The sequence below is a fragment of the Dyella sp. OK584 genome (assembly GCF_057787755.1).
The window spans coordinates 1,734,842-1,747,439 of the sequence record NZ_CM173542.1 but is presented as its reverse complement, the minus strand read 5'-3'; the positions used below and the strand labels follow the sequence as shown (position 1 = coordinate 1,747,439).

Below are 12,598 nucleotides of genomic sequence, written 5' to 3'. Positions count from 1 at the left end.
GCACGACAACTTCACATCCACTGCGTATGCTCGCCCCAGGTACAGCAAGGGGCTTGTCGCATGTCCATGCAGACCATCGCACCGGTTCCAACGAAAGCGGCATCTACCGACCTGCCACGACCACCGCTACGTCGCCTGGGTCGTGAATTGATCTTGCTGGTCATCGCCAAGATCGTGCTGCTCGCGCTGATCTGGTGGGTGGCCATGGCGCTGTATGTGCGCCCCGATACCCGCCCTGCCGCGATCGAGCACTTGCTCGCGCCGGCGCCCTCTTCTTCTACTACGCAAGCAGACAGCCCATGATCATCGACGCCGATGTCGTCACGCTCTCACGCCTGCAGTTCGCGCTGACTGCGCTCTACCACTTCCTGTTCGTACCACTCACGCTGGGTCTGGTGTGGATGCTCGCCATCATGGAGAGCGTCTACGTCATGACCGGGCGCGAAGTCTGGAAGCGCATGACGCAGTTCTGGGGCGTGCTGTTTGGCATCAACTTCGCCATGGGTGTCGCCACCGGCGTCACCATGGAATTCCAGTTCGGGATGAACTGGGCCTACTACGCGCACTACGTAGGCGACGTGTTCGGCACGCCGCTGGCCATCGAGGGCCTGATGGCGTTCTTCCTCGAAGGCACGCTGGTGGGTCTGTTCTTCATGGGTTGGCACCGCGTCTCGCGCGTCACGCACCTGCTGGTGACCTGGTTTCTCGCGCTGGCCACAAGTCTCTCCGCGCTATGGATCCTGATCGCCAACGCCTGGATGCAAAACCCGGTGGGCTCGGCCTTCAACCCCGAGACGATGCGCATGGAAGTCACCTCCTTCGCCGAGGTGTTCTTCAACCCGGTGGCTCAGGCGAAGTTCGTGCATACGGTGAGCGCGGGTTATGTGCTCGGCTCGATGTTCGTACTGTCGATCAGCGCCTGGTACCTGCTGCGCGGACGCAACGTGGATTTCGCCAAGCGCTCGATGACGGTGGCCGCCAGCTTCGGCCTGGCCGCGGCACTTTCCGTCGTGGTGCTCGGCGACGAATCGGGTTACGCCGTCTCGGAAAACCAGAAGATGAAGATGGCCGCCATCGAGGCCATGTGGGAAACCGAGCCGGCTCCGGCGTCGTTCACCATTTTCGGCATCCCTGATGTGGAGAACAAGACCACGCACTATGCAGTGCGCGTTCCCTGGGTGATGGGTTTGATCGGCACACGCTCCATCGACAAGCCGATTCCGGGCATCGCCAACCTGGTGGAAGACACCAAGGTCAAAATCGATAACGGCATCCGCGCCTATGACGCCATGCTGGTGCTGCGCGAGGACAGGAACAACGCGCAAGCGAAGGCGATTCTCGCGGCGCATGACAAGGATCTTGGCTACGCGCTGCTGCTCAAGCGCTTCATCGACGATCCACGACAGGCCACGCCAGCGGACATCCAGAAGGCCGCGGACAGCACGATTCCCAATGTGCCGGTGCTGTTCTGGGCGTTCCGCCTGATGGTGGCCTGCGGCTTCTACTTCATCGCGCTGTTTGCCTTCTCGTTCTGGAAGGCGAGCAAGCGCCAGCTCGACAAGCACCGCTGGTATCTCAAGCTCGCACTGTGGAGCCTGCCACTGCCATGGCTCGCCGCTGAGCTGGGCTGGATCGTGGCCGAGCACGGACGCCAGCCGTGGGCTATCGAAGGAGTGCTGCCGACGGCGCTGGGCGTGTCCAGCGTGACGGCCGGTCAGGTGTGGACTTCTCTGGGCGGCTTCGTGCTGTTCTACAGCGTGCTTGCGGTCATCGATGCGGTGCTGATGGTGAAGTACGCACGCAAGGGTCCCGATGGACTCGGCCTATGGCCACCCGCCGAACCAGCAGCCATCGCCACCACTGCCCCCGCCCAGGCCTGAGGAGAACACCATGTTCGACTATGAAACGCTGCGGGTGATCTGGTGGGCCTTGCTCGGCATCCTGCTGATCGGTTTCGCCGTGATGGACGGCTTCGACTTCGGCATCGCTGCGCTGTTGCGCGTGCTGGGGCGCACCGATGACGAACGGCTGGTGCTGCTGGAAACCATCGAACCCACGTGGGAAGGCAACCAGGTGTGGTTCATCCTTGGCGGTGGCGCTGCCTTCGCGGCGTGGCCGATGCTCTACGCGGTGTCGTTCTCCGGCATGTACCTGGCCATTTTCATCGTGCTGGTGGCTTTCATCGTGCGGCCGGTGGGCTTCAACTTCCGAGGCAAGGTCCACGATGCGCGCTGGCGCAATTTGTGGGACTGGGTGCTGACCGCATCGGGCGTCATCGTGATGCTGATTTCCGGTGTCGCGTTCGGCAACCTGTTTCTTGGCGTGCCATTCCAGTTCGACGGCAACCTGCGCATGACATGGCACGGCAGCTTCTTCGAACTGCTGCACCCGTTCGCACTGGTGGCTGGCCTGGTATCACTGACCATGCTGCTGAGCCATGGCGCCTGCTGGGCTGCCTACAAGGCCGACCATGTCATCGCCGACCGCGCGGCACGCCTGGCGCGCTGGACCACACTGGCCTACGTGGTGTTCTACGTACTCGCCGGCATCTGGCTGGCCTATGGCGTCGCCGGCTATGCGATCGTCGGGCCGGTGGTGACCGGCGGCGTGTCCAACCCGCTGTACAAAGAAGTGGCGCACGGCAGCAGCTGGTTTGCGAGCTACATGCAGTATCCGTGGTTCTGGCTGGCACCTGTGCTTGGCGTGTTGGGCGCCATCGGCGTGCAACTGAGCGTGGGCAAGAAGGGCCTGGGCTGCTTCATCTGGAGCAGCCTGATGGTGGTGGGCACCATTCTTTCCGCAGGCTTCGCGCTGTTCCCGTTCCTGCTGCCCTCCAGCCTCGACCCGCGCTCCAGCCTCACCGTGTGGGATGCGTCGTCCAGCAAGGGCACACTGGCGGTGATGCTGGGCGCCACGGCGGTCTTCATGCCCATCATCATCATCTACACCAGCTGGGTGTTCCGCGTGCTTCGCGGTCGCGTGACGCTGGAACATGTGCGCCAGTCCGGCCACGGCTACTGAGAGAGGAACGACGCCATGTGGTATTTCTCCTGGATTCTCGGCCTCGGCCTCGCCGCCGCGTTCGGCATCCTCAACGCGATGTGGTACGAGATGGATGCCACGGACGAAGCGCACCGGCGGAAGGAGCCGCGGCCGCCGACGGGTCATTGAGTTTCCCGGCAACGCCCTGCGCAACCTCAAAGCCTTCGGCACCGGCGGGTGTCGAAGGCTTTTCATTGCCAAGGGGCAGCGCCTCTTCGCAGTGCCTGCATGACGCAGTCGCAGCATGCAAAACCAGGTCCCGCAAGACCTGCGGCATCTACGTTCTCCCAGGCTTTTACGCCGCGTCGCAGCACCACGCCTGTCATCAATCGATACAAAAACTATCGATTGAACATGCCGCGTTCGCTCGATTCGCGCACCACTCGTCACGCACACTCGCCCGCACCAAGAACGTGGCAGCCGACGGACGACCCAATGCGCAGCAAGCTCTTTGTTCCCGGGGTTCGGCCGGAATTGTTCGCCAAGGCACTGGCCAGTCAGGCTGACGCGCTCTCGCTGGACCTGGAGGATTCCGTGCTTCCCGCGTTGAAGCAGGAAGCACGTGAACATGTGGGTGAATTCGTGGCGTCCACCACGGTCCGCGACGCGACGAAGGTGATCATCGTGCGCGTGAATGCTCCGGACACGGCGCATTTCGAAGCGGATATCCGAGCCGTTGCGCGCCACGGCACCACCTTGATCAATCTACCCAAGATCGAATCAGTTGCCGCGCTGCTCGATGCCATCGCCGTGCTTGAGCGCGCCGAAGCTGCCAACGGCCTCAGCGAACCGATTCGCCTGCTGGTGAACATCGAGACGCCGCGCTCACTCGCTTTCGCCACGGCCATAGCCGCTGCGCATCCACGCGTAGCGGGCCTTCAGCTGGGCCTGGCCGACCTGTTCGAACCGTACGGCATGGCGCGCCAGGACGTGGCGAACGTGCATGCGGCGATGTTTGCAATGAAGATGGCTGCGGCGCAGGCCGGGGTCTTCGCCATCGACGGCGCTTTCGCCGACCTGGAGAATCCCGATGGTTTCACTGCCGAAGCCAGGATGGCGCGCCGACTCGGTTTCGTTGGCAAGAGCTGCATCCATCCGCGTCAGGTGGCGCTGGCCAACGCCGCATTCGCGCCAACGGAAGCGGAACTCGATGCTGCGCGACGCATCGTCGCGGCCGCACGCCTCGCGGAGAACGCCGGACGCGGCGCCTTCGTGGTCGATGGCAAGATGATCGACCTGCCGTTTATCAAGCGCGCGCAGGCGATGCTGGCAACTTTGGAGCGATGATGGGGATACAGCGGCAAGCAAGGCGGGCTTCGGATGTACGCCTCAACGCAAGATTGATTCACCTGCTCATTGCATGCCTGATGTCGCTGATCGCCTGGCCCACCGCAGCCGACACACTCACGCCCATGCGCGCCAGCACATTGCCTGCCATCGAGGCAGGCTCGGTAAAGGCTTTGGTGGCGGTCGATGGCCACCCCGTCGCGCTCACCGATGACGGCCCACTCGCGCTCGACAACAACCGGTGGCGCGCGCTGCACTGGCAACCGGCTGATGCCGGCCAGGCGGTCGTGGCCGTATTCGGCAACGGTACGCAGGCCTACGCCTTGACCGGCGCCGCGGGTGCGGTCACAGGCGTGGCGCGTCTGGCGCTTCAAGACGACACGCTCTCATTTCAGCCGCTGCCCGCCCTGCCTTCGGCGCTCACGCACGCACAGGCAGCAGCCACCGATACGGCCGTCTATGTGGCCGGCCGTGCCGCCCATGGACAACATCACCTATTGCAACTCACGCTTGCCGGCGAGCGTCCGCAGTGGATCGATCGCGAAGGCTGGCCGGAGAACGCCGAGGCCACATCGCTGGCGGTGCAGACCGCGGGTGTGTTCGTCACCACACCGCGGCTGGATGGTCACGAGCGCCTGTGGCGCTGGTCGGCCGATGGCGGGTGGAAAGAACGTTCCACTGTGCCAGGCGTTGTGGTTCCTGCCTCGGCACGTGCCATTGGCCAGGCGCACATCATGTATCTGGTGCGTAGCACGGAGCAGGCGGAAGCGCGCCCAGCCACCTTCCAGACCATCACCGGCTCCTGGACCACACTGCCGGGCGCTTCGACCAAGGATCCGGTTGCCGCTGCCGCGTGGAAGGATGGCCTGCTATGGGCCATGCCCACGGCCGGTGGAAAGGACGCCCAGGTTGTCTCGGCCCAGGTGCAATCGGGCAAGCTGTTGTTGCGCTGGCTGGACTGGATCGTCATCGTGGCCTACCTCGCCGCCATGATCGGCATCGGCCTGTACTTCTATTTGCGCGAGAAGCGCAACTCCACGTCGAACTTCTTCGTGGGCGGGCGCAGTATTCCGTTCTGGGCTGCAGGCGTGAGCCTGTATGCGGCCAATACCAGTTCGATCAGCTTTATCGCCATCCCGGCCAAGGCGTTCGAGAGCAACTGGCAGTACCTCACCAACAACCTCATCGCGGTGTTCGGCCTGATGTTCGTGGCGGTGTGGATCGTGCCGCTGCTGCGCCGGCTGGACCTGATGTCGGTGTTCTCATATCTGGAAACGCGCTTCCACCCGGCCATCCGCATGCTGGCCAGCGCGCTGTGCATCCTCACCCAGATCGGCAGCCGCATGAGTGTGATCCTGTTCCTGCCCGCGCTCGCCATTGCCACAATCACCGGCATCAGCGTGACGTGGAGCGTGATCCTGATGGGCGGCTTCACCATCATCTACACCGCCATGGGTGGCATGAAGGCGGTGATCTGGACCGACTTCGTACAGGTCATCGTAAAGATGGGTGGCGCCATCTTCGCCATTGGCTTCATCGTCTGGGGCCTGCATGGCGGCGTCAGCGAGTTCATGCACGTGGCCACGGCCGAGAACAAGATGAAGCTGTTCGATTTCAGCTTCGATCTCTCCAAGGCCACGGTGTGGGGCTTCGTCTTCCTGGTGCTGTTCGACGTGGTGCTGACCTTTCCCAAGGACCAGGTGCTGATGCAACGCACGCTGTCCACCAAGTCGGACAAGGACGCGGGCCGTTCCATCTGGGCGTTCGCCGCCATCATGATTCCCGGCGGCTTCGTGTTCTACCTGATCGGCACGGCGCTGTTCGTGTTCTACAAGGCGCACCCGGAGCGGATGAATCCGCTGCTTCCGATCGACGCCACCTTCCCGCTGTTCATCGCCGCCGAGCTGCCGATGGGCGTGACAGGCCTGATCGTCGCCGGCATCTTCGCGGCAGCCATGGCGACGCTCTCGGGCATCATGAACAGCGTAGCCACGCTGATCTCGGTCGATTTCTACGACCGGTTGGCCGGCGAAAATTCCCAGAAGAAGAGCGTGTTCTTCGCCGAGATCATGACCGTGGTCGTGGGCCTGATCGGCATCGCCTCCGCGCTGCTACTCTCGCGCTTTGACGTGCACTCGCTGTTCGACGTGTCGATCGAGCTTGCCGGGTTGCTTGGCGGCGGTTTCGCCGGCGCGTACACACTGGGCATGTTCACGAAACGCGCAAACGCACCCGGTGTGGCGATCGGCATCGGTGCCAGCATTTTGCTTACGCTGATCGCCTGGTCGTTCAAGCTGGTGCATCCGTACTTCTATCTGGCCATCTCGATCTTGCTATGCATCGTGATCGGCTATCTGGCGAGCCTGTGTTTTCCGGCGCCCACACGCTCGCTGAAGGGATTGACGATCTACCGCGACACGGAATGACGCACGCGCCATGGGCCGAAAGTCCATGGCGACACCAGCCGGATGTCAGGTAGCCTGCGGCAAAGGCGAGGTGGACGTTTCGTGGAAACCCAGTTTTTGCATACCTTCATCATCACCGTCGACCAGGGCTCGATGGCTGCGGCCGCGCGTGTGCTCAACATCACGCCGGCGGCCGTGGCACAGCAGATCCGCACGCTGGAGCGTGAGATCGGCGCCACCTTGATCGCCCGCGTCGGGCGCACGGTGAGCGTGACCGAGGAAGGTTCGCGCATCCTGAAAAATTCGCGTGACCTGCTGCGGCAGGTGGCCAATCTGCGCAGCATCGCCAACGAAAGCGACGTCTCCGGCGAACTGCGGCTCGGCGCCTGCCAGACGGCGCTGGCAGGCATGCTGCCGGACATCCTCGCACGCATGGTTGAGGCTTTCCCGCAGATCAACGTATTCATCAAGCCGGGCTTCTCGGTGGACCTCTACCGCGCCGTGGAAGATGGCGACCTCGATGCTGCCGTAGTGCTGCAGGCACCCTTCCCGCTGCCCAAGACCTGCGAATGGCAACTGCTGCGTGAAGAGCCGCTGATCGTGCTGGCGCCGCGCAGCATGGCCGGACGCGACGCGCACGAGCTGCTCGCCAGCGAGCCGCTGATCCGCTACGACCGCAACCAATGGGGCGGACGCCAGGCTGATGACTACCTGCGCGCCAATGGCATCGTGCCGCGCGAGCGTTTCGAGCTGAACGCGCTGAACGCGATCGCGGTGATGGTCGATCGCGGACTGGGCGTGTCGCTGGTGCCCGACTGGGCGCAACCGTGGCCCGAAGGCCTGCAACTGGTGCGCATTCCGTTGCCGAATGCTGCAGTACCGCGACGCATCGGCATCGTGTGGTCGCGCTCGAGCGTGCGCGTGCGATTGGTATCCGTTTTGTTGCAGGAAGCGCGAAAAGCCACGCAAATCGCAGCGCGCACGGCATCGTAAACACGCGGGGATGCACTCATCCAGCGCGCGCGAAAACCACTTTGTTTGCTGCGTCGCGACACATTTTTGCTTGGTTCGTAAGCAACAAAAACTAGTCTCTGAACATAGTCCGCGCCGGTTATATGCGGACTGCGTCGCGATATAGGCTCGCCTCCAGTAACAGAGCGGGGCCGTCGGGACGTTGGGGAGAGAGCACGTCGCCGGCGAATCACCACAGCAAACGTTCCTGGCCATCGGTTGCGATGAGCCGGGTGTGCTTCTGCACACCCACGGACGACTGCATAACAACGAGACCCATCGATGATCAAGCCACTCACCGTAGCGATCAGCAGCCTCCTGTTGTTCTCCGTCATGGGCGCGCACGCCTATGCGCAGGACGCGCAGGGCGCGACGCCGGCGAACGACACCAGCGCGGACAAGAACAAGAAAGACACCGACGCGAAGAAGAAAGAAAAGGTTACCAATCTCGAACAGGTCATCGTGACCGGCGTGCGCACACCCAAGGCGGTGGACGAGATCCCCGGTGCCATCACCGTGGTGGGCAAGGCCGAGATCCAGCACACCTTGCTGGTCACCGAAGACGCCACCGCCGTGCTCGCACGCGCCGTGCCGGGCTATGCCGAATCTTCACAGGCCATGAGCAACACCGGTGAAACGCTGCGCGGCCGCATTCCGCTGCGCCTGTTTGACGGCGTGCCCCAGGGTTCGCCGCTGCGCGAAGGCACGCGCAACGGCACGTTCACCGACATGGGCATCGTGGGCCGCGTGGAAGTGATCAACGGTCCGGCCGCCTCCGAAGGCATCGGCGCGGCGGGCGGCATCATCAACTACATCTCGAAGGTGCCGACCAAGGAAGGCAACGAGACGGCGGTGACCATGCGCTATCAGACGCAGGGACCGCGTGACAGCGGCGGCTGGAAGACAGGGGTAACGTTCGCGCGCAAGCAGGACTCCTACGACGTGCTGCTGTCCGGTTCGCACATCGACCGCGGCGTTACCTACGACGGCGACGGTCGTCGCATCGGCCTCAACACCAGCGGCTCGCTGGCCGACTCGCTCTCGAACAACATTTTCCTGAAGGCCGGCTACAACTTCGGTGAGGGCAACGATCAGCGGGTCCAGGCGTCCTATAGCCACTTCAAAGTTGACGGCAAGGGTGATTACTACCAGGTGCTCGGCTGCCGCGGCCCGACCGACAGTCCGCCTTGCGACGTGCCGCGCACCAACACCTCGGAGAAAGGCCATGTCTTCGGCTCGAAGGATGCCTTCAACGACTTTGAGCAGTACGCGGTGGAGTACACGCACAACAAGTTCCTTGGCGGCGCGCTGGACATCAACGTGTACAAGGCCGACCAGGCCATGCGTTACCTGCCGGAACTCACCGACGACAAGCAAGACCCGTTGATCGCGCCCCTCGGAACGCTGTGGGACCAGTCGGAGATCCGCGCCAACAAGAAGGGCATCCGCACGTCGTGGACACGCCCGGATCTTTTCGTCACCGGTCTGGAACTGCACGTCGGTGTGGACTACGTGAAGGACCAGGCTGACCAGCGCCTTGCCCTCACCGATCGCCTGTGGGTGCCGCCGATGAAGTACGACAGCACGGCGCCGTACCTGCAGCTGTCCTACGACATCGGTCCGGTCACGCTTAGCGGCGGCATACGCCACGAAGATGACACGCTCAAGGTCGACAGCTACACCACCACCTACTACCGCAAACGCGTGTTCGTCCAGGGTGGCAGGCTGAGCTACAAGGAGAACCTGAAGAACATCGGCGGCATCTGGCGCATTACCGACGAATGGTCGGCGTTTGCGTCCTACAGCGAAGGTTTCACGCTGCCTAACATCGGCATCCCGCTGCGCAACATCAACGTGCCGGGTCAGTCGGTGGATCGCATTCGTGACCTGCAGCCGATCATCTTCAAGAACGACGAATTCGGCTTCAACTGGCGCGGCGATTTCGCCTCGTTTGGTGCCACGCACTACATCTCCAAGTCGCCGTTCGGCGCGTCGCTGGCGATCGATCCGCACACCAACGACTTCATCGTGTCACGTGCCCCCGTGCGTATCGAAGGTACGGAACTGACCGGCGACTGGCAGATCAGTCCGACCTGGAAAGTCACCGGCATTTACTCGCACATCAAGGGCGACACGTCGTTCTGGGCGGCCGATCCGGCCGGCCGCTACCAGGCGGGCGACCTGAAGAAGCCGATGGGCGTGCTGGACATCAACCCGGACAAATTGGCCGGTTCGGTCATTTGGAACTTCCTGGCCAACGCCGATGCCACGCTGGGCTTCACCTCGCTGTTCGGTCGCCATATCTCGGGCTCGGCTACCCGTCCGTACGACGGCGCCACCTTCAGCTACGAGGAGCAGACCCATGGCTACACCCTGTGGGACCTGGGCGTGAACTACGACATGGGCCGCAGCGGCAGGCTCTCGCTGGGCGTGGAGAACCTGTTCGACAGGCAGTACATCCTCACCTGGTCACAGCTGGCCGGTTACCAGAACTACTGGGCGGGCCGCGGCCGCGTCACGTCGGTCACCTATTCGATCACGTTCTGACGGCGGCGTGACGGACAAGGTTGGCACGGCGCCTGGCAAAACGCGGGGTGCCGTTGCCAGGGTAGGAGTGTCGATGAGCGAGTTTCGCAAGCATGCATGCCGATGGCTGGCCACGGCCACCATCGCGCTGTGCGCCACGGCGGCGGCGACGTTGCAGGCGCAGGAAGCATCGGCACCCGCCCATGATGAGCCCGCCGCACGCCTTGAACGCCTGCATGACTATCTTCGCCAGGCCACCGATGCACAGGGCTATCTGGGTGCTGTGTCGCTGGTGATGCGCGACGGCCGCATCGTCGATTGGCAGGCTTACGGCCATCGCGACCTCGCGCGCCGCCAGCCGATGCGCAAGGACGATATCTTCCGTATCTACTCCATGACCAAGACGGTGACGTCGGTCGCAGTGATGATGCTGGTGGAAGAAGGGCGCCTCTCGCTGGACGATCCGCTGTCGCGCTACCTGCCCGGTTTCGATGCGCCACAGGTGATGATCGGTGGCACTGCTGACGCACCCGCACTACGCCCCGCCAGCAGGCCCATTACCCTGCATGCCTTGCTCACCCATACGGCCGGATTCCCTGCAGGCCTCAAGAGCGATGGGGAAGCGACCAAACGCATGGAGCGTATCGATCCACACGGCAGCCGCGACCTTCGCGAGTTCGCCGAGCGCATGAGCCACGTATCGTTGGCGGCCGATCCGGACATCCGCTTTGGCTACGACGGCGCATCCATCGAACTGATGGCCCGCGTGGTCGAAGTCGTGTCGAATCAGCCGTTCGACCGATTCCTGCAGCAGCGAATCTTCGCGCCGCTGAAGATGCAAGACACGGGTTTTAGCGTGCCGCCTGCACAGCGTTCGCGCGTCGTCGACCTGACCACCATGGACGCGCACGGCACGCTGGTTGTGGCCGAAACGAACAGCGCGCGCCATCCCGGTGAAGCGCTCAATGCGTACGCCAGTGGTGCAGGCGGCCTGTATTCCACCGCGGGCGACTATGCGCGCTTCGCCCAGATGCTACTCAATGGCGGTGCGCTGGGTGGCGCCCGCCTGCTCAACCGCAAGTCGGTTGAGCTGATGATGCGCAACCATCTCACCATGCTCGATCCGCCCGTCACGCAGTTCAGCGACGCGGAGGGTTTCGGCATCGGTGGCTACGTGGTGATCGACGCGGCACGACGCGGGCAGCTCGGTTCGAACGGCCAGTTTGGCTGGTCCGGCGCCGCATCGACGTATTACACGATCGATCCGCAGGAGCGGCTCGTCGCCATCCTGCTGCTGCAGCACCTGCCACGCGATGGCGTGAAAGACCTGCCGCACATCAGCCGCCCGTTCTACAACCTCGTCTATCAGTCGCTGCCATGACCGCCATCTACCCGAGCACCGTGCTCGTCGCCGGTTCTGCCAATCTCGATTTCGTGGTGCGCGCCACGCATGTGCCGGCACCGGGCGAAACCGTACTGGGCCGCGAGTTCACCAGCTTCCCCGGTGGCAAGGGCGCCAACCAGGCCGTCGCCTGCGCGCGAGCCGGCGGTGCGCCCACGCGCATGCTGGTGGCGCTGGGCGACGATCCACACGCCGTTCCACTGGAAGCCTCGCTGTGCAACGCCGGCGTGGAACTGGTGGTGATGCGTGCGAAAGAGCCCACCGGCGTCGCCTTCGTCTGTCTCGCCGATACCGCCGAGAACGCCATCACGGTGGCGCCGGGCGCAAACCTTGCGCTGCAGCCCCATCACCTGCCTTCGTTGTCGGGCGTGAGTCATCTGCTGATGCAGCTTGAATCGCCGCTCGCGAGCGTGATCGCCTGGGCACGCGTGGCACGCGAAGCCGGCGTGGTCACCGTGCTCAATGCCGCGCCCGCGCAAGCGCTTCCGGCGGAACTCTTGAGCCTGGTGGATATCCTCATCGTCAACGAAACCGAACTGACACAGCTCACCGGCATGCACGACATGGATGCCGCTATCACCGCGCTGGACAACCCTTGCGTAGTGGTCACGCTGGGCGGGCGCGGCTGTGTGGCCCGCGTCAACCAAGAACGCATCGAGCAACCGGCCTTCACCATCGAGCCCGTCGACACCACCGGGGCGGGCGATACGTTCTGCGGCAGCCTGGTGGCCGCGCTCAATATCGGCCAACCCTTTGCCTGCGCACTGCAACGCGCTACCGCCGCTTCCGCACTGGCATGCACCCGTCTTGGCGCGCAAGCTGGCATACCGACCCGCGATGAGGTCGATGCGCTCCTCGCTTGCGCCGCCACCACGCCACTGCACGCTCACGACACCTCCCCACCTTCCCTCGCCTGATTCCGCAT

General features: G+C 63.6%; 10 protein-coding genes. All 10 read left to right on the top strand.

The window, feature by feature from the left end; all coding sequences use genetic code 11:
* Positions 1-60: 60 nt before the first annotated feature.
* Positions 61-303 (top strand): cytochrome oxidase putative small subunit CydP, encoded by a 243-nt coding sequence (locus tag AC3CBN_RS07775; protein ID WP_488636233.1) that lies wholly within the window; start codon positions 61-63, stop codon positions 301-303.
* Entirely contained in the window at positions 303-1,880 is a 1,578-nt protein-coding gene (locus tag AC3CBN_RS07770; protein WP_488636684.1) for a cytochrome ubiquinol oxidase subunit I, read from the top strand. Before AC3CBN_RS07775 ends, AC3CBN_RS07770 begins: the two co-directional genes overlap by 1 nt.
* A gap of 10 nt (positions 1,881-1,890) precedes the next feature.
* Positions 1,891-3,021 (top strand): cytochrome d ubiquinol oxidase subunit II, encoded by a 1,131-nt coding sequence (gene cydB / locus AC3CBN_RS07765; protein WP_488636232.1) that lies wholly within the window; start codon positions 1,891-1,893, stop codon positions 3,019-3,021.
* Positions 3,022-3,036: 15 nt separating this feature from the next.
* The gene (gene cydX / locus AC3CBN_RS07760) at positions 3,037-3,171 is read left to right on the top strand and encodes a cytochrome bd-I oxidase subunit CydX (protein ID WP_488636231.1); all 135 of its coding nucleotides are present in this window, start codon (positions 3,037-3,039) and stop codon (positions 3,169-3,171) included.
* A gap of 306 nt (positions 3,172-3,477) precedes the next feature.
* Positions 3,478-4,329: an HpcH/HpaI aldolase/citrate lyase family protein gene (locus tag AC3CBN_RS07755; protein WP_488636230.1), complete on the top strand. Its 852-nt coding sequence runs from the start codon at positions 3,478-3,480 to the stop codon at positions 4,327-4,329.
* 80 nt (positions 4,330-4,409) lie between these two features.
* The gene (locus tag AC3CBN_RS07750) at positions 4,410-6,755 is read left to right on the top strand and encodes a sodium:solute symporter family transporter (RefSeq protein ID WP_488636229.1); all 2,346 of its coding nucleotides are present in this window, start codon (positions 4,410-4,412) and stop codon (positions 6,753-6,755) included.
* A gap of 81 nt (positions 6,756-6,836) precedes the next feature.
* The gene (locus AC3CBN_RS07745; RefSeq protein ID WP_488636228.1) at positions 6,837-7,727 is read left to right on the top strand and encodes a LysR family transcriptional regulator; all 891 of its coding nucleotides are present in this window, start codon (positions 6,837-6,839) and stop codon (positions 7,725-7,727) included.
* 300 nt (positions 7,728-8,027) lie between these two features.
* The gene (locus tag AC3CBN_RS07740) at positions 8,028-10,292 is read left to right on the top strand and encodes a TonB-dependent receptor (protein ID WP_488636227.1); all 2,265 of its coding nucleotides are present in this window, start codon (positions 8,028-8,030) and stop codon (positions 10,290-10,292) included.
* A 73-nt stretch (positions 10,293-10,365) separates the two neighbouring features.
* Entirely contained in the window at positions 10,366-11,652 is a 1,287-nt protein-coding gene (locus tag AC3CBN_RS07735) for a serine hydrolase domain-containing protein (protein WP_488636226.1), read from the top strand.
* On the top strand, positions 11,649-12,590 hold the full coding sequence (locus AC3CBN_RS07730; RefSeq protein WP_488636225.1) for a ribokinase: 942 nt from the start codon (positions 11,649-11,651) through the stop codon (positions 12,588-12,590). Before AC3CBN_RS07735 ends, AC3CBN_RS07730 begins: the two co-directional genes overlap by 4 nt.
* The last annotated feature ends 8 nt before the right edge of the window (positions 12,591-12,598 follow it).

What these genes read in the sequence shown, in the direction of transcription:
- AC3CBN_RS07755 (WP_488636230.1), top strand. Translation starts at nt 3,478, where the DNA reads ATGCGCAGCAAGCTCTTTGTTCCCGGGGTTCGGCCGGAATTGTTCGCC.
- AC3CBN_RS07735 (WP_488636226.1), top strand. Translation starts at nt 10,366, where the DNA reads ATGAGCGAGTTTCGCAAGCATGCATGCCGATGGCTGGCCACGGCCACC.
- AC3CBN_RS07740 (WP_488636227.1), top strand. Translation starts at nt 8,028, where the DNA reads ATGATCAAGCCACTCACCGTAGCGATCAGCAGCCTCCTGTTGTTCTCC.
- cydB (WP_488636232.1), top strand. Translation starts at nt 1,891, where the DNA reads ATGTTCGACTATGAAACGCTGCGGGTGATCTGGTGGGCCTTGCTCGGC.
- AC3CBN_RS07750 (WP_488636229.1), top strand. Translation starts at nt 4,410, where the DNA reads ATGTCGCTGATCGCCTGGCCCACCGCAGCCGACACACTCACGCCCATG.
- cydX (WP_488636231.1), top strand. Translation starts at nt 3,037, where the DNA reads ATGTGGTATTTCTCCTGGATTCTCGGCCTCGGCCTCGCCGCCGCGTTC.
- AC3CBN_RS07775 (WP_488636233.1), top strand. Translation starts at nt 61, where the DNA reads ATGTCCATGCAGACCATCGCACCGGTTCCAACGAAAGCGGCATCTACC.
- AC3CBN_RS07730 (WP_488636225.1), top strand. Translation starts at nt 11,649, where the DNA reads ATGACCGCCATCTACCCGAGCACCGTGCTCGTCGCCGGTTCTGCCAAT.